This is a genomic window from Streptomyces sp. NPDC053673 (assembly GCF_055585225.1).
In genome coordinates this window covers 250,188-268,037 of record NZ_JBVJKN010000008.1, presented here as the reverse complement: position 1 = coordinate 268,037, position 17,850 = coordinate 250,188, and the positions used below count along the sequence as shown (strand labels likewise).

The window sequence follows — 17,850 nt, the reverse complement described above, 5'->3', positions numbered from 1 at the left end:
GCCCCCTGCGCGACATCGTCCGGCACCGTCACCTCGCAGCGGGCCACGCCCGGCACCGGATCGTGCGTCCACCGCGGGATCGCGGTGAAACCACCCGCGAGAAGAACATCGCGCCAAAACTCCCGGCCCGCGTCGACATGCATGTCCATCGGACTCTCCCCTCCACTCACCGCTCTGATACTGCGGGTTGACGGGGGACATCTCGCAATTCCGTGGCTGGGTTTCCACCCCACCGGGCTTGCCGGGGAACTTCCTCGCCCTTCATGAGGAAGGAGTCGCAGGCGAGTACGACGCCGTCGCCCATCGTCACGCCGTAATGGACGAGGGCCTGGACACCGAGAGTGCAGCCGGCACCGATCGTGCTGTACTCGGACTTGAATGTGCCGTCCTCCTGCGAGTGGCACTGGATCTTGCTCGACAGATTCAGCGTGCAGTCGTCCCCGATGGTGGTGAGCGTCCTTTCCGACAAGGTGCAGCCGTCGTCGAAGACGCGCTTGCCCAACCGGGTTCCCAACATTCGCCAGATCAAGCTTTTGAACGGGGTGCCGTTGAATACGACGAAGAACTCGTCGGGGACCTTCCAGAGGCGCTCGTGCCACCAGAAGTACGGCTCGTATATGGAGCACAACTGCGGCTTCAACGGACGGAATCTCGTCATGAGTCGCTCCACCAGGACGAAGTAGAGCGCGGTGAATGCAAGGGCGGCCGCCAGATACAAAGAAATCATCAGCTGTCCGAATGCCCCGTACCTGTCGACGGTCGCGAGGCCCAGCAGCGTGATGGCGAATACGTGTACCCAGCGCACGAACAGGACGAAGACCATCGTGCGGATGTTGTAGCGGTTCTTCGCGGCGAGGCCGCGGCGTAGCGCGTCTCCGCTCCTGAGATGGTCGAACCGGGCGTCCCGCTCCACCGACCGGGGAATCTCGAAGCATGGCGACCCGAGCAGGCCCACCCCTTCGTGAACCTCGCCGTCGAGCGGAACCAGCACCTTCGTACCCAGAAGGCAGTTGTCGCCCGTCCTGCCCCCCGAGGGATAGGCGATGTCGTTCCCGAGGAAATTGTGCGGCCCGATCGACGCCCGGGACACGCGGAAGGATGTGCTCGAGTAATCGGCATTCAGGATGGAGAGTCCGTCGGCCACCATCGTTCCACTGCCGACAGTGCTCAGATACGGCGTCTCGTGCTGCACCCTCGAGCCGAAGTTGGACCCGGTCTGCTCGACCTTGGAGAGGTCGTATCCGAGGCCGCGCAAATAGTTGACGATATAGGAGCTGTCACCGAAGAGCCATATGAAGAACCTTATGTTCGTCATTCGTGCGACCATCCGGTGCAGCGAGTAACGCACGCCGTACAGCGGATAGACCGTGTCTGGCTTGATCACCAGGTTCAGCAGGCGCGGAACGGTGAACAACACGACGATGCCCGCGATGGCGAAGCCGAAGAAAACAATGAGGGAAAGGACCAGCGCGTCCATGTAGAACGCGGGCGACGTGAGTTGCACCGTGCCGGGCGCCAGCGCCCTGCCCACCGCCGGAACCTGGGTCAGCAGCATGTACGCGCCCCCGATGGTCAGGGGTATGTACAGGAAGAGCAGCTGGAGCAGCGTCACCAGGCCGTAGCCGGTCCGGCGCAGTGTGCCGCACCGCGCGGGCGCGACCCTCACGTAGTCGACGTCCGTGCGCTCGGCCGGGGAACCGTGCCACCGCTCGCCGTCCGGGACCATCTGGCCGCTGTACAGCGCGGATGCATGGCCCAACTGTGCTCCGTCGCCCATCGACGAACCGATGTCGAGCACGGCCTTCTCGCCGACGAATGCATTCCGGCCGATCGTGACCCGGCCGGTCTGGATGTGCCCCGCGAGCGCCCGGTAGCAGAGGAAGTGCGCCTCTTTCCGGATCACCGTACCGGCGCCGATCGTGAGCAGATCGGTGCAGACCGGATTGGTACGGGAGAGGACCGTGACACCCTTGCCGATGTGTGCGCCGAGGGCCCGCAGATACAGCACGTACAGCGGATTCCCGACGAAGAAGATCATCGGGTTCGCGTGGGTCAGCACCTTGACGGTCCAGAAGCGCAGATAGGCCAGACCCCAGACCGGGAATTCACGTGGTTTCCACCGGCCGATAAGAATCCATTTGGCAACGATCGGGAAGGTGCACAGGCCGACGAACCCGACAGCGCCGAAGACGACCGCCCGCACGTAGGTGTCGACCAGGCCTGAACCGGCGGAGATCCACTCATAGCCCCGGGCAGTGACAAACCCGGCTACGAAGCAATACCCGAGAAAAATCAGCAACTGCAGCGTTCCGCAGAGCACGTAATGCAGAGTGCTTCCCGGTACTACCTCCTCGACCGGCGCCGGAGCTGATGTCTCGGCAGGAGAGGGCTCGACGTCCCCGAGGGCCGCCGCAAGGCTTCGCACCGTCGGGTACTGGTAGATGTCCTTCATCGACACCGATGGCAGGTCCGCCCGCTTTCTGACCCGCGCACAGAATTGGGCCATCACCAGCGAGTTCGCACCCAGGTCATCGAAGAAATGGCTGTCGACCGACACTTGTTCGACGCATACGACGCCGGCCAGTACCTCGGCAAAATTTCGCTCGGTGCCGGTCGTGGAGTCGGCGTATCTGCGTTTGGTCATTGCAGAATCATCCGGCTCAGGCGTCAAGACCTCGACAGAATCTTCCACCATGCGATTTCCTTGTGGGAACTTCGACCCACCATGGGTCGGTGCGGCCGGCACCCGGTGTTCCTCGCGCTGCCGCGACGGGCGGAGCACGCAATCCGGAAGCCACGAGGTCGTGAGCTCTGGTCTGTTCACAAAACCACGTCCCCCAGTCTCCGTCGTCCACCGCACTGTTGCCACTCGAACTCGCTCGCGCCGGTACGGAAGTAGCCGTCCACACCGCCAGGGGCACTTGGGCCGGATACCCCGGCGGAGGATGTCATGGGCCGCGGCCGCCCAGCCGTTCGTGGGCGTGTCCGCAAACCGCGGATGACCAGCAGACCGATCACTCCCATCAAAGGTTTTTTGCCGCCATCAACGCGGAGTATCAAGGCGAGGCGATCCACCGCCGGACGCTGAACACCTTCGGCTCGGCGCCCGAGCCTTCCTCAGGGAAGCCCCTGATCGCATCTATGACGTATTCGGCGCAGGCGCCCAGTTGGACGGGAAATCTCCCTCAAGACTTCGTAAACTCGCCCACGGCGGCTCGATATGCCAGGTGACAGGCCTCTTTTGTATCGACTGACAGGTCCCCCGATTGGACGCACTGAAGTCGTATGGCGGTGTATGCGCGGTATCGCAACGAGGGCGTTGAGCCCTCGTGCAGGCGCAGCAGTTTCCACGCGGCTGCCGAATACGCCACCGAAAAGGCGCAGGCGAGGCGCTGACCGGGTGGAGCCGGGCCTCCCCGTGTACGTGTTCCCCGTATGGGGTATACGGGGCGCGCCGGGGCGCAAGTGCATACCGTCTGCGATATGTCGCATACACATGATGGGCATGCGGCACAAAAGGGACCTCGGGTATCAGAGGCCGAGGGTGATGGCGAGACGGGTGAGTTCCGCGGTGCTGTGGATGCCGAGCTTGGCGCGGATGCGGCGGAGGTAGGCGTCGACGGTGTGCTTGGAGAGTCCCATGTGGCGGGCCGTCTGCAGGTAGGTGCGCCCGGCGGCGATGTGCCGCAGCGTTTCCTGCTCGCGCGGAGCCAGCGCGGGTGCGGGGGCTTCGGCGTGCGGCGTGGCGAGTGCGAGGCTCATGGGATTCCCTCCGGCGGATCGGCCCGGTCATCACTGCTCACACCCTCGGAAGCAGGGGGCATATGCCCGAATGCTGCGTTTTGCCCTCTTTCAAAAGGCTGCCGGGAGGACTTCATGACGGTGTCCGCCGACTGTCACAGGCGTGTCACACGCCACACCGTCACGTGCGGTCACGGCACGACCACAGAGAAGTGTCATGCGGTTGCGATGAAGATCCGCCGCCCTTCCTGGTGACCCACGCGTCCTGCCCCCTCATCCGCGATCGCGACGGAACTCTCCCCCGGGTGCGCAGACGCCCGCGCCCCGCGCCAGCGGGCCGCGGCAAATTCCCAGGTGCCGCGCTCACTTGCCCCGAGCCCAGTGAACAACTCCTTGATGCAGGGCGGGCCTTGTTGAGCGACCGCGCCGTAGTCGGGGGAGATTTTCAGGCCACGTCCCGAGCCGCTCGGCCAGGAAGGCGATGATCTCGTTCCGGGCCTGCATGGTGGGGTGGCCGTCCTGGTCGACGAGGTGTGCCGTGACGACGCTGTGGGCGCAACCGACGACGTCACGGAAGAAGGGCGGAGGGTTCGTGTTCGCCGTCTCGGCTTCGAGTACGCGGCCGTCGAATGCGTCCCCGAGTAGCGCTCGGTAGGCCGCGAACCGCTGACCAGTGCACCACTTGTCGTTGTCGAAGCGGTAGGCGAGAGCCGGGAGTACCGCGCGATGTTCCGTCGCCGCTGCGAGCGCCACGGGTCAACCCGGCGAACGGAGACGTGAGACCCTCCGCGACGGAAACAAGCCCCCTCAAGGCCGGGCCACGCGCAGGCCTCCGCAAGCCCACGACCCCTGCCCCTGGCTCCGGAGGCCCTTTGGGCCTGAGGCGTCGCCGGGTTCACAGGCCGCTGCTGCGTACTCGATGGCTTCCAGTGCAAGTTCACCCTGGTGGAGGAGGGTGCGGGCCACTCGTCCGCGCGCGCGTGACGCCGACACGCCGGGCGCCGGTTCCCGAACTAACGACTTTTCGTTACATGAGGTGTCTTTGGTGATGATTCGGACTCGATGGTGCATTTGGGATGCAAACATCGACCTGTCCGACCCAGGCAGGCGCATCAGGCACCTGCTGTGAAAGGAGCACGGAATGCGGGTTTCCCGTCTTGCCGCCGCGCTGGGCGTCGCGGCCGCCGTCCTGTTGGGCGGTGCCACTGGCGCCGGCGCTGCCACCTCTGCGCCTTCGGTGGCGACTCAGGCCACGTACGACCGTGGTCACGACCGCGGTGACGACTACGGGCGCGGTGACCGCGACGACCGCGACGACCGCGGCCACCGCGGCCACCGCGGCGACCGCGGCGACCGTGGCGACCGCTGGGGCCACCACCGCGGGGGTCACCGGGACCACGGTCGCCACTGGGGCAACCGGCGCCACGGACACCACTGGGACAACCGGCACCACGGTCACCGCTGGGGCCACGGTCACCACTGGGGTCACAACCGCTACGACTACCGCTGACCGTCCTTGGGGTGCCCTCACGCTGTCGGGGAGGGCACCCCTCCGCGTGCTCCGTCCACCTTCGGCCGCACGACTGACGAGGTCACCGCATGCGGTGAGCAGCGTGCGCGGTGAGCGGTCCCTCCGGCACTTTCCTGGCCGACCGACGGGTGACCGGCCCGTGCCGGCAGCCCCGCCGGTCCGCGCCGCTACTCGCAGACCGTGCCGTCCTGCGGCATCCTGCCGTCGAGCAGATAGGCGTTCACCGCGTTCGTCACACAGCCGCTGGTGCCGTACGCCCCGTGCCCCTGCCCCTTGTAGGTGAGCTCTACGCCGACGTCCTCGCCGAGCTCGTCGGCCATTCGCCGGGTTCCCTCGTACGGGGTGGCCGGGTCGCCGGTGTTGCCGACAAGGAGGATCGGTGCGGACCCCTCGGCGGCGACCTGAGGGTCCTTGGCCTCGCCCTTGACCGGCCAGTCGGTGCACCCGATCAGGGACCAGGCCGCGGACTCACCGAAAACGGGGGACGCCTTGCGGAACTCGGGCAGCTTCGCCTTCACGTCGTCGACCGTGTAGCGCTGCTCGCTGTCCGCGCAGTAGATCGCCGTGAGGGCGGGAAACAGATTGCTGTAGTGGCCGTTTGAATCGCGCTCCGTGTACAAGTCGGAGAGGTAGAGCAGCCCGTTCCCGGTCTTCAGCCGCTCCGCTTCCGCCAAGGCCCGCGTCAGCTCAGGCCAGAAGGCCTGGGAGTAGAGCGCCAGGGAGATGCCGGCTTCCGCACGGGACTCGGTCAGCTTCCGGCCGTCGTCGGTGGGCAGTGGCTGTGCGTCGAGCCGTTTCAGCAGATCAGTGATCTTCTTGCGACCCTCCTCGACGCTGCTGCCGGTCGTACAGCCCGGCTGCCACGCACAGTCCTTCAAGTAGTTGTCCAGAGCGAGCTGGAAGCCCTTCGTCTGGTTGAGGGACGACTGCAACGAGTCCTGCGTGGGGTCGACGACGGCGTCGAAGACGGCCCGGCCCACGTTCTCGGGGAACAAGTGGGCGTAGACACCGCCGAGTTCAGTGCCGTACGAGGTGCCGAAGTAGTGCAGCTTGTCATCGCCGAGGACTTGGCGCAGCAGGTCCATGTCGCGGGCCGCATTGGTCGTGCCGACGTGCGGAAGGACCTTGCCCGAGTTCTTTTCGCAGGCCTCCGTAACCTTCTCCGCGAGCGCGAGGGCGGCCTTCAGCTCCTTGTCGTTGTCGGGCGTGCCGTCGGACTCGTACGCGGCGTCAGTGGCCTTGTCGTCCAGACAGCGCACGGGCGCGCTGGCGCCGACGCCGCGCGGGTCGAAGCTCACCAGGTCGTAGCGGCCGTGCAGATCGCGGTAGTCCTTCACGAACTGGGGGAGGGCGGCAACGCCGGACGCTCCGGGGCCGCCGAAGTTGAAGACGAGTGAGCCGATGCGTTCCTCTCCGTCTCGTGGGCGCGCCTTCGCGCGGATCAGCGCCAGCTCGATGGTGTCGCCGCCCGGATCGGCGTAGTCGAGCGGGACCTTGAGGGTGGCGCACTCCCAGGGCGTACCGTCCGGCAGCTTTCCCGGCGCTCCGGCATCCGCGCCCTGCAGGGTCGTGGGGGCCGGGCAGGCCTTCCAGCTCAGCTTCTGTTCGGTGAGCGAGTCGGGCAGGGGTCTGTGCGGGCTCGCGGATGCGGAGGCGATGGGGGACTCGGCCCCGGGCGTTGTCACCTCGCCGTCCCCAGTGCCTGCGACGACGGCACCGGAGACCAGGAGGATGGAGGAGGCCAGGGTGCCCGCTCGTAGGGACGTCGTCGCGGAGGCTGCCGTGGACCTCATGACTCTCATCATGGCCACCTCTTCCGAATCACCTCTTCTGCCCTATTTCCTCAGTAGAACAAGCTCTTGAGCATGGCGCGACTGCATGCCCGTACGCCTGACCCTCTGTGCATGCCTTGGGCGCTCGGATCGCCTCCGTGCGCGTGAGGAGCCTGGACGTTGTCGCCACACAGCTGGAGGTGCGCGTCTACCGGGAACGCCAAGTCGCCGCCCTCGGACCACTGGCCGGCGTGCTCGACACGCAGCAGGTGGAGCGGGTGTACAGCGTCGCCCGCGACCGACGGAGCTGGCTGAACGCTTGAGTGCGACGAGCCGGCCGTGGCGCTGTTCCACCAGCTCGCCGAGGCACTGGCGCAAGTCCTTGCGGGCCTGCACGCCCTTGTCCAGTTTCTCCTTCGGGTCGGTCTTCGGGTCCTAGTCGACCGAGTTCATGATGGCGTTCACCCACAGGTGGAACCGCGGCTCGTCCTCGCGTGGCACGCCGAGCAAGTGACAGATCACGGTTACGGGGAACGGGAAGGCGAAATCGTCGACGACGTCGATCTGCTGCATGCCCGCCGGATCGTCGATCAGGCTGCCGACGGTGGTGGTCAGGAAGCCTTCAAGTCCGGTCACCAGCCCAGGGGTGTGCGGGGGGCCGAAGTGACGCATCGCCATACGCCGCAGGCGATCGTGCTCGGGCGAGTCCATGTGGATGAACGACGACGTGGCCCCTCCCTCGGCTGAGGGCATCGGACGCGACAGATTGCGCACGTCGGAACTCAGATGCGGGTCATTCAGTATGTCCGTGATCTCGCGGTAGGTGCTGATGACGTAGCTGCCGTCCTCCTGCTGGGCCACCGGCGTCTTGCGCAACTCGGCGTAGAGCGGGTAGGGATCGGCCCGGGCGGAGTAGTCGAAGATCCGTTGGAGCGTGCCGGGCGTCCCGGTCGTGGTCGTCCGGCCTTCCTCCTGCCGATGCTGGTGCACGACCGTGACGCCATTCGGGAACCGCGGTAGCGCCGCCGAGGGCAGCAAGGGCAGCTGCGGAAATGTCGTTGTCGCCGGCTATCAGCGTGGAAGGGGCTTGGGGAGCGGGTTGGCTCCCAGATGGCTCCCAGAACCCGGCATGGCGCCGACGTCCCTACGTCTGGCGTGACAGGTCGTCCACCAGAAGGTCGAGAGTGGCCTCCTCATGGAGCGCGACGCCGAGGGCGGTCATGGCAGGAGCGAGATCCGGGTCCCAGTCAGCGCCGACCGGCTGGCCGTCGAGCGCCAGTTGAGGGATGCCCTCAGCCTGACTGCGAGCGGCCAGGTGCTCGTAGTCCGCGGTGCCCATGCGCCACGGCAAGGCTTCGTAGCGGCGGATGACCCGGTTGGCCAAAACGATCCCCGGCCAGTCGAAGTCGCCGTGGTACGCGAAGCGGCAGCCTGTGGCGGCGAGGGCGTCGAGAAGCGTGAAGACCACCGTGGCGGCGCTGCCGGATGTACACACGAGGGGCTGGATGCAGGCCGCGTCTGCCGCGGCTTCCACCACGCGTGGGTTCTCACAGATGTGGACGAGTGTTCCGGCGGGGAGTCGCAGCCGCAGGGAGTGCAGGTCGCGCGGTGTGAGGTGGGCTTCGGCGTGATGCTCGGCCCGCTCCCGTAGGGCACGCTCCCGCCAGCCCTCGCCGTCAGGTCGCAGTCCGTAGGTCAGCACCGTGCTGGAGACCTCGTCCGGCGTGACGGACACCAGCCGCCACAGAGCGCGTCGACCGGCCGCGTCGTCGGGGAACTCGGCGCCATGGGCGAGGGCGACGCCGCGTTGGACGAGGCGTGCGAGCCAGGTGCCGTCGTCCAGGCCGTGTGCGGAGCCGGTCGCCATGGCGGCGAGTTCTCCTCGACCGAGTGCGCCGCCCCGCTCGGGACCGAGGAGAGCGGTGAGGACTTGGACCGCCTGCTGGAGTGTCCATATCGCCGCTTCGGGTGTCACTCCTCTCGGAACGCCGGCACGGCGCAACAGGTCGTACCACTGCCTGGGCCATTCCTGGTCGGCGAGCGGGGAGGCGTCCAGTGACGAAGCGAGGGACGACCATACCTGCTCCCGCCGTGCCGCCACGTCCGCGCGGGCGGCACGGCGGTCGGTGAGTGGCGGGCCGAGTTCCTCCAAGGTGTCCCTGAGGCCAATTCCGGCGGCCGAGGCGCGTAGCCGTGCGTCGAGCATGTCGAGCCGTACGGTCACGTTGGTACCCGTGAGGGGTTTGCCCATCAGGAGAGACAGGTCGTTGCGTTCCTGGGCGTTCATCGCGGTCAGCCGGAGCGACCCCGTGGCCTGTACGCCGTTGCTCTCCAGGCGTTTACGTACCCCTTCCCAGAGCCGGGTGAGTCCAGGTCCTGTCAGCCAGTCGCGCGTTGCGGAGGGCAGCCCGCTCATACGGACACCAGACGCCGGTGCCGACCGTTCCAGGTGTAGTGCAGGGTCGCTACCCCGCGCACGTGGGGATCACGGAGACACTCGTAGATGTGGAGGGACGGAACCTCGGGCCAGTTACCCATGAGCCGCTCGCTGGTGAGGACGAAGTCGAGATCGAGGTCGACGAGGATACGGCCCAGCCGGCCATGGGTGGGTTCATCGACCTTGGCGAAGGCGTCGTCCAGGAGGATCAGCCGCGGCGCGTGCGGTGCCGACTCGGCGAGGCTGGTGAAGTGGGCGGCAGCTGCGGCGAAGAGCACGAGGTAGGAGAGCACCCGCTGCTCGCCCTGGCTGAGACCGGTCCGGCCGGTCAGTTTCCGACGGCGGCCCGGGGCCGCGTCCTCGACCACGAAGGTGTGGAAACGGAACCAGTCGCGGTAGTCCAGCGCGGTCCGCAGATGGGCGGTGTAACCGGCTGACGGGTCGGCACGACGGGCGTCCTCGATCCGGCGTTGCAGCACCTCGCGCAGCTGCTCGGTCTGCTCGCGCGTCCTGAGGCTCGACGGACTGCGCAGCAGCTCGACGGCCGCGCGCACGTCCGCGTCCACGTCCTCGTCCAGCTTCCACAGCAGCTCGACGCCGAGACCGTGGGATGTGCGCACGGTCCGCAGGGTGTCGTTGAGAGCAGCGACCAGGTTCGCCGCGGTGATGACCTGTGCCGAGAGGTGGTCGCCGAGTTCACCGGTCAGGAACCGCTGGAACACCTCGCGCTCGCGCTCGGTGAGCCGTCCCCGGGCCTCCGCGGCCTGGACCGCGATCCGCTCGCCCACGGCCGCGACGTCATGGGATCCGTGGTCGTCGACCAGGCGGCACACCTTGATCCCGTCGCGTTCTTCCAGCTGCGCGTCGAACCCGCCGGCTAGTTGGTCGCGCAGTTCGGTGTGCCGGTTGAGCAGGGTGCTGTCCGACACCTCGCCCTTCGGGCGGCCGAGGGCTTGTTCCACGGCGTCGGCGAGTGCCCGCAGTGCTCGCAGACGGCTGCGGACGTCCGCGCCGGGATCGTCCGACACGTACTCGGGCAGCGAGGACCGGTCCAGCCCGGCGCCGCGCACCACCTCGGGTCGGCCGAGAGCACCGCGAAGAGCGCTGCCGGTGTCGATGACCGCCGTCTCCTGGTCCGCCAGGTTCCCGCGCAGGCGCTTCTCGTCCTCTTCCGCGCGCACGCGCAGGTCGTGGAGTTCGTCGCGGGCTCGCCCAGCCGCGGGGAGGGCGTGGACGGCGTTCGCGATGCGCTGTTTGGCCTCCTGCTCGCGGGTGAGGATCTCCTCCTCGGACGACCCGATGGCCTCCTCGCGGGTGCGCAGGTCCTGCTCAGCGGTGCGCAGTCCGGCGAAGTGGAGCCGGTAGCCCTCGTCCGCGGCCAGGCGATCCTCCCGGGCACGTCCGTACCGGTCGGCATCGGCCTGGTTCGCGCCGAGCCGCTCGCCCGTGCCGCCGACGGCCCTGCGCAGATGCCCGATACCACTGAGCAGGGCAGCCAGCGCGGTGCGTGCGCGGTCCAGGGCGTCGGGATCGCCGGGCAGGTCGTGGGCGGTCGCGGTGGCATCCGCCTCGGCACGCGCCGATACCGCGAGAGCGCGGGCCTCCTCGGCCAACCGTGCCGCCCGGGTCGCCTTGGCGGTCAGGTCACGCAGTGTCCTCTCGGCTGATTCGGTCCTGCTCCAGGCGTCGGCGAGACTCCGTGCCCTGGGGAAGTCCCGTTCCGCGAGGGTGAGAGCCCGACGCATGGCATCGGCCACGGCGAGCTCCTCGCGGACGTCGGCCAGCCGCTGCTGCGTCTGCGCGATCCGCTCCTCCAGCTCGGCGAGGATGCGCCGCCGGGTCTCGGCGCGTACGGCGGCCCCCACGTACTCGGTCTCGCCCTTGCCGTGACGGCCGCTGAGCACGCCCAGGCGCCAACTGCCGTCGTAGAACACCGCATTGTGAGAGGAGGTCTCCTGTGGCGACGCGAGTGCGATGCTGGCCAGTAGACGCCCCACCTGCTCGGATGTGACGCCGCAACCCGGTTCAGGAGCCGGGCGCAGGGCCGACGCCAGAGTCGGCCCGTCGGACAGCGCGGGACCCGACTGGAGAAGTGTGTCCCGGGTGCGCGGATCGAGAAGGACGCCGTCCGCGCCCACCCACGCGTCCAGGATCCCGCTCGCCTCCAAGGCTCCTTCCAGACCCGCCCGGTCGGCCGGAGCCAGGTCGTCCGCGAAGTCCACGAGCCGGTAGAAAGGTGCTCCAGTGTCCGGCCTTCTCGCGGCGACGCGATGGCGCGGGGCGGGTGGCTCAGGGTCGGTACGTTGCTCCCAGTCCCGCTTCTGCTCCGCCAGGCGGTCGAGTTCCTCGCCGAGCCGGCTGACGCCGAGTGCCAGGGTGTCCCGGCGTCCGGTGAGTTCCTCGCCGTACGGCTCCAATGCGGCCTGAGCGGTCCGCCACGCCTGGCTGTCGACGTCGGGCGGCAGCGTGCGGTCCGCGAACGGCGCGTCGGCCGAGGTCTCGTGGCCGACGGCGACGTGAACGGCGTCCAGTGGCGGGCAGTCGGGACCCAGCGCAGTCCGCGTGTGCTCCGCCCACTCGGCGACACGGCGGGCGTAGGCGCCGCTCTCCTCGGCGACCTTCTGGCGGCTGACGTCGAGATGACCGGCAGCCTCTTCCGCCTCGCCCTCCAGCCGCTCCCGTTCGGCATCGGCCTGAGTTGCCCCGGCCCGGGCCTCGCTCGCCCGTGAGATGAGGCGGGTCACCTCCTGAACCATCCGGGCCCGGTTTCTCGCGACCGCCTCGGCGTCCTCCAACTGGTTCTGCCAGGACCGCAGCAGTTCCTGCGTCGTGACCGTGTCCACGTGGGCCACCGACCGGTGCCGTACGGTGCGCGTCTCCCCGTCCGGAGTCGTCAGCTCAGTCTCGGTGACCTGGGCGAGAACCGTGCGAGGCAGGGCCACCGCCTCGCCGAGGTGGCCGGTGGGAAGCCCGGCCTTCTCCGCCTGCGTCAGCAGCTCCCGGTGTTCGGTTCCCAGCTCGGCCAGTCGGCTTCCGAGGTGTTCGACACCTTCGGCCAGCCGCTCCGCCGAGCTCTCCTCCGCGTCGTGTGCGTTCCGCAAGGTGGTGAACGCGGCCACGGCGGCGGAGTGCAGCGCCTCCACCGTGCCGCGGCGTTCCGACAGTTCGCGCAGGCTGCGGTAGGCGTGACTGGCATGTAGAGCGGCCAGGTCGGTCCGGGCGGCTTGTTCCTCTTCGCGCAGGGTCTCCACCCGGCCCTCCGACTCCTCCTCCTGCGTCCTCAGGTCGTTCGTCCGCTGTGCGGCGTCTCCGGCAGCCCGGCGCCGCTGCGCGAGGACGCCCAGCTCGTGGCTCACTCTCTGCGCGGAGGTGCGCAGGACTCCGGCCAGGTAGCCGCGGTAACTGGTGAGGAAAGTGCGCAAGGCTGCGTCGGTGCGTTCCAGGCGGCCGAGTTCGTCCCGTACGGCGTCGAGGTCGTGGAGGTTGCGCGCCACCTTCTCGACCACGTCCTCGTCGAGCCCCGGCAGGGTCTCGCTGAGCAGGGAGGCCAGGCCCCCGTGTTCGATGCGGTCCCCGACCGTCGGGCGCCGCAGCCGGTGGAGGAGCTGGGTGAGGTTGCGGTAGCGCGTCGCGTCGGTGATGCCGAACAGTTCCCGGGCAACCCGGGAGCGGTGCAGGGCCGCACGGTCGGTCGCGTTGTCGGAGCCGACGATCTCCTTGAGCCGGTCGACCGGCAGCGGCTTACCGGCCTCGACCAGGTGCAGGTCCTCACCGATCCGCAGCGGGGTGACGAAGAACGTCGGCAGCGCCTTCTGCGTCGACTTCGAGGCACGGATGGCGGCGCCGAGCGTCAGGTGGCGGTGACCGCCGTCGTCGGCCGTTCCCCGGAACTCGACCCACAGGTACCCGAGACGGTTGGTCTGCTCGAACCCGTCCAGCATCAGCCAGGTGAGCGTGGTGCGGCCGGTGCCTGTGGCGTCCAGTGCCCGGGAGTCGCCGTCCAGAAGATACGGGAGCAGCATTTCCAGGGCCTTGGACTTGCCGGCGCCGTTCTTGCCGCGCAGCAGCAGCCGTCCGTCGCCGAAGGAGAACTCCTGCGCGTCGTACTGCCAGACGTTCTGGATGCCCGCCCGGTGCAGCCGGAAGCGGGCGCCGGTGGTCGTCGCGAGGCCGGAACGCGGCAAGGGAACGAGGCCACGCGCATCGGTGGTCATAGCGGCAACTCCTCTTGGACGTCCGTGCCTCTGCCGGTCGCGGTGGCCGGGCGCACGGTGACGTGGGTGGCGTAGCGGGCCGCTGCGGCCAGCAGCACCCAGCCGCTGCCGCCGGGCCGTGCGCCATGGACATCGGTCACCGTGCGTCCTTCCGGCGCCTCTTCGACGTATCCCTCCGGCAGTCCTTCTCCCTCGGCGCGCAGCCGCCCGGCGCGGGCCATGAGCCGCATGCGGACCAGCAGGTCCAGTACGTCCTCTCGCAGGGAGAGGAGGTCTTCCAGGTAGCCGCGCTGCCAGTTGCTGCGCTGCCCGTACTCGGCGATCAGCCCGGCCAGCACCTCATCCACCAAGCCGTCCGGGACAGCCACCCCGATGACGAGCGTCCCGCCGGTCGCCGGATGCCCCGGCTCCTGCGGCCGAAGCCGCTCCACGAGCCGTTCCGCCAGCAGCAGCGCGGCCTGTGCGACGGTCCCGGTGCCCGGCAGGTGCAGATCCGTGAGCTCCTCCTCGGGGTCCACCAGCGCCACGCCCTCGGCGCGGATCTCCATCTCCAAGCCAAGGAGTTCGGAGAAAGCCTGGGCTTCCCGGCGCTGCCGGGTGCGCAGCCAGTCGCGCTCGGCGTCGGTCAGCTCGTCGAGGTGGACGACGGGCGTCTCGACGAGCATCCGACGCACATAGGTACGTGGTCCGCCGAACCCCGGGTCCGCTGCCCGCCGGACCAGGTCGGCACCGTCCCGGGCCTGTGCGAGCGGGCCGGCGACGACCACGCGTGCCAGCTCCCGATCCACCGTGATCAGGGCTTCCCCGCCCGCTTCCTGCGCGATCGCGGCCACCTGACCTTCGGTCTCGATGAGTACCCCCCAATCGACCAACTGCCGCAGAGCCGCGACCAGGGTCCGCTTCCCGGCCACCCGGCCCGTCTCCTCCAGCTCGATCCCCGCGTCGGCCGCGGCGGCCCTGATGTCGGCGACCAGCTGCGACAGCAGCATCTGCTCGGGCGCGGTCACCAGCACGGACAGGGCCAGCGCGAGGCAGGCGTATGTGTGTGGGGTGAAGGGGGTGCCGGTGGAGCGCTCCAGCCGGTGTCCCGAGCCTGCCCCCAGCCCCGCCTTGAACAGCCGGGCGTAGGAGCTGTCGACCAGCAGGCGGTAGCCGAGCACCTGCTGGAACCGTTTGCCCAGCCAGTCGGCGTGCCTGCGGATCAGCGGGAAGAGGTCGGCATGGGGGCCGTCCGACGCGACCAGGGGGTGGGCGAGCAGCAGCCGGGCGGCGGTGCGGCGCTCGGCGGCCAGGGCCACGTCGTGAGTCGAGGGAAGAGTCATGAGACGCTCGCCTCCGCTTCGCCGTCGACCGCGGCGGAGATACGACCGATGTCCAGCTCCAGGTCGTCCAGCAGCAGGTCGCCGTCGGCCGAGTGCAGCACCGTCCGCGTGCCCGCCGTCCGTCGCACGGTGAGCCGGATACCCAGTTCGGCGTCCTCGCTGCTCGCCGAGTCCAGTTCGAAGCCCGGCGTCCCCTCCCCGTCCGTACCGGCGCGCCTCCTGAGCTGCGTATTCCCGAGTGCCGTGGCCAGCAGCTCCAGGAGCAGCCCGAGCGCTGCCGACGTGAGGCGTACCTCGGCGAACCGGCCGGACGCGCTGCGCAGTTCGTCCGCCGCCGCTGCCCTGGCCGCCGCCCGCTGACGGGCGGCCTCCCGCAGCCGCTGCTTCTGCGCGGAGTGGTCCTCCACCGCGGATGCCCGGCCCCGCTGGGCGCGGCTGCCCCGTTCGCGCAGGGCCACGGGCACCTCGACCACCGGACCGATCCACCAGCTCGTGTAGGCGGGCACCACCTCGTCGGTGGCCGGAGGTATGCCCAGATGGCGGGCGCCATACAGTCCGAAGGCGGCGACGGCGATGTCGTGTGCGTCCTGCGGCGCCGCTTCGTCGAACCAGCGGGCCAGCCGCAGCAGATCCTTGCGCCGGGACATCTCCCCGGTTGCCGACCGCAGCATTCGCTTGGCGTTGGCGAGCAGTGACTGCAACGCGCGCAGAGTGGCGTCCCGCAGCTGGTCGACCTGGCTGCCTTGACCGTCGGTGTCTCTGAACCAGCCGCGCAGGCCCTCCCAGTCCGCGAGCTCGCGGCCCCGGCTGCGCTGGACCCGGGTCTCCATGCGGCTCTCGCCCTGCGGAGACAGCCCGGCAAGGCCCTGGGCATGGGTGTCCAGTCGGTCCAGCAGGGCCGGGATGTGTGGCCACAGGGTGTCCAGTGCCCCCGAGATACGGGGCGCGCGGAACGCCACGTCCTCCGTGATCGCATCGACGTAGTCCAGGAGCAGTTCCTTGAAGCCCTGGTATTCGGCGCTGTCCAGGTCGTAGCGGGACAGCACCTGGCCGAGGTAGGCGTAGAAGTCGCGTATGGAGTCCGCGAACTCGGTGAACTGCACGAACAGCGTGCTGATCCGCTCCAGCCCGTCCTGCGGCTCGATGCCGCCCGGCGCGGTCACGAGGTCGGCCAGCTCCCGCAGCCCGCGCTCGACCAGCGCCAGCAGTTCGTTGCTCACCTCGCGGGCGGCGTCGGCTTCGGCCAGGACACCGTCGGCGTCCCGCTGGATGCGTTCGCCCAGTTTCGACAGCTGGTAGCGCGAGCGGGAACGCTGGTACTCGCTGATGCTGGACGCCTTCACCGTGTGGCTGCTGCGCAGCAGGTTTCCCCACTGCACCAGCTGTTCCAGCCGCACCGTGAGGGTGTCGGCGTCCAGCCCTGTGGCAGAGCCACCGGCCTGGCGCAGCTTCGCCATGATGTCCGGGACGGCAAGATCCGCCAGCAGTGTGCTGCAGAAGACCCGCATGATCGCGACGTGCTCCAGCCGCTCAGGCGCGCTGAGGTACGTGTACGCGTTCAGCCGCCGGCGCGCCTCCTCGCCGGCGTCCTGACCTGCGCCGGATGCGGATGCCCTCATGCCCGAGAGGTTACGCGGCGCATCCGGTCGCCGCCGGTGTGTGGCCGGAAATGCCACGGACGTGTGCCAGACCACGGGGTGATGCGCTCGCTCATGCCATTGCCGGATGGCTTGCCTGAGGTGGCGGCTGCGCCAGTTCCTGGCGGATTCGACCGACGAATCGGCCGATGCGATTCGGACCGGGCCCTGAACTCCGGAGCTGCGCACGGAACTTATGACCGCCAGCGTTTCCAGGTCCTTGCCGGCGGTCGAGCGCCGTGGCTGTGGACTGGACGACCTCGGAGACTGTCGACACGGCCATCCGGCCGACTGGTGAAGCGAGGCGGCCTCATCGCACGGCATGAGCCAGAGCGGAGGCAGGGAGAGCGCGCGCCGGTCGGTAGAGAGATCAGTTGCGGATGACCGATCGGTGGCTCATGGGTCGCAGGCACCCGGCAGCACGCCGCAGCAGATCTCAATGAACGGCCGGCCCATGCGCGTGACGAGAGCAGCGTTGTCCGCTGCATGTGTACGTTGTCACGGGCGGTGTCCGGCGCGCAGCAATCCGCTGGCACGCCCGGTACCGCCTGGACGCTGTCGCGGCTTATGGCGCCCGTGTCGGTGTATTCGGCGGCATGGCCTGCCGGGCGAGGCGTTGGACATGTCCGGATACCCGCCTCTGATCGGAGCCCAGTCCGATCAGAGGCCGACCTGAGTCTGGGGGAGTGGCGCACTCGATCGCTCAAGGTCGGTATAGCCGCCCCAGCCCCGCAATTCCGGGCGCATCGGAAGGAATTCGGGCCCCCAAGGACGGGCGGCTCTTCCCCAACGAGCCTGTCCCCTCAAGATCCATGCCCGTCATGGTGCCGCAACCCAGGGACGCAGCCTCACCGCGAGGCATATCCACGCAAGCCGCGGTCGTGTCCCCACGCGCCCCTCACGCGCGATCAGCGCGAACCAACGACAAAGAGCGGGACCCAGTGAGACTGGTTCCCGCTCTTCATGCTTGGCATTTGCGCTGGTCAACCGCATCATCGTGCTGGTTGAGGCGAAGTGCCCCCGGCAGGATTCGAACCTGCGCACACGGCTCCGGAGGCCGATACGGTCCCACCTGTAGGTGCAGGTCACAGCCGTGTGGACTGGCAACTGGCGGTGCTCCGTCCACTGGTTGTCCACACGGACGAGGCTGCGCGGCAGCCCTCCGACGTGCGCTGAGGGCCCGACGCCGAGGTCGT

11 protein-coding genes are annotated in these 17,850 nt (G+C 68.7%); 2 read left to right on the top strand and 9 right to left on the bottom strand.

Annotated elements, in window-relative coordinates; genetic code table 11:
* Positions 1–166: 166 nt before the first annotated feature.
* From ACZ6ZQ_RS15175 to ACZ6ZQ_RS15165, 3 genes are all read right to left on the bottom strand, one after another.
* Positions 167–2,695 (bottom strand): Pls/PosA family non-ribosomal peptide synthetase, encoded by a 2,529-nt coding sequence (locus ACZ6ZQ_RS15175; protein ID WP_469768984.1) that lies wholly within the window; start codon positions 2,693–2,695, stop codon positions 167–169.
* Positions 2,696–3,531: 836 nt separating this feature from the next.
* On the bottom strand, positions 3,532–3,762 hold the full coding sequence (locus ACZ6ZQ_RS15170) for a response regulator transcription factor (RefSeq protein ID WP_469768983.1): 231 nt from the start codon (positions 3,760–3,762) through the stop codon (positions 3,532–3,534).
* A 342-nt stretch (positions 3,763–4,104) separates the two neighbouring features.
* The gene (locus ACZ6ZQ_RS15165; protein WP_469768982.1) at positions 4,105–4,494 is read right to left on the bottom strand and encodes a hypothetical protein; all 390 of its coding nucleotides are present in this window, start codon (positions 4,492–4,494) and stop codon (positions 4,105–4,107) included.
* Between the two features lie 388 nt (positions 4,495–4,882).
* On the opposite strand from ACZ6ZQ_RS15165, the gene ACZ6ZQ_RS15160 reads away from it, so the two are divergent.
* Complete coding sequence (locus ACZ6ZQ_RS15160) at positions 4,883–5,251, top strand: hypothetical protein (RefSeq protein ID WP_469768981.1); 369 nt, start codon at positions 4,883–4,885, stop codon at positions 5,249–5,251.
* Positions 5,252–5,439: 188 nt separating this feature from the next.
* On the opposite strand, the gene ACZ6ZQ_RS15155 is transcribed toward ACZ6ZQ_RS15160, so the two are convergent.
* Positions 5,440–7,065: an alpha/beta hydrolase gene (locus tag ACZ6ZQ_RS15155; RefSeq protein WP_469768980.1), complete on the bottom strand. Its 1,626-nt coding sequence runs from the start codon at positions 7,063–7,065 to the stop codon at positions 5,440–5,442.
* Positions 7,066–7,202: 137 nt separating this feature from the next.
* Between ACZ6ZQ_RS15155 and ACZ6ZQ_RS15150 the strand changes: the two genes are divergently transcribed.
* On the top strand, positions 7,203–7,367 hold the full coding sequence (locus ACZ6ZQ_RS15150) for a hypothetical protein (RefSeq protein WP_469768979.1): 165 nt from the start codon (positions 7,203–7,205) through the stop codon (positions 7,365–7,367).
* A 112-nt stretch (positions 7,368–7,479) separates the two neighbouring features.
* Here ACZ6ZQ_RS15150 and ACZ6ZQ_RS15145 read toward each other — a convergent pair whose 3' ends face one another.
* The 5 genes from ACZ6ZQ_RS15145 to ACZ6ZQ_RS15125 form a co-directional block, all read right to left on the bottom strand.
* Complete coding sequence (locus ACZ6ZQ_RS15145) at positions 7,480–8,082, bottom strand: cytochrome P450 family protein (RefSeq protein ID WP_469768978.1); 603 nt, start codon at positions 8,080–8,082, stop codon at positions 7,480–7,482.
* 106 nt (positions 8,083–8,188) lie between these two features.
* On the bottom strand, positions 8,189–9,460 hold the full coding sequence (locus tag ACZ6ZQ_RS15140; protein ID WP_469768977.1) for a TIGR02679 family protein: 1,272 nt from the start codon (positions 9,458–9,460) through the stop codon (positions 8,189–8,191).
* A complete protein-coding gene (locus tag ACZ6ZQ_RS15135) occupies positions 9,457–13,695 on the bottom strand; it encodes a TIGR02680 family protein (RefSeq protein WP_469768976.1) in 4,239 nt (1,412 codons plus the stop codon). Before ACZ6ZQ_RS15135 ends, ACZ6ZQ_RS15140 begins: the two co-directional genes overlap by 4 nt.
* Positions 13,692–15,017, bottom strand: a complete 1,326-nt coding sequence (locus ACZ6ZQ_RS15130; RefSeq protein WP_469768975.1) for a TIGR02678 family protein — start codon at positions 15,015–15,017, stop codon at positions 13,692–13,694. Before ACZ6ZQ_RS15130 ends, ACZ6ZQ_RS15135 begins: the two co-directional genes overlap by 4 nt.
* On the bottom strand, positions 15,014–16,636 hold the full coding sequence (locus ACZ6ZQ_RS15125) for a TIGR02677 family protein (RefSeq protein ID WP_469768974.1): 1,623 nt from the start codon (positions 16,634–16,636) through the stop codon (positions 15,014–15,016). The genes ACZ6ZQ_RS15130 and ACZ6ZQ_RS15125 overlap by 4 nt, the downstream gene beginning before the upstream one ends.
* Positions 16,637–17,850 lie beyond the last annotated feature (1,214 nt).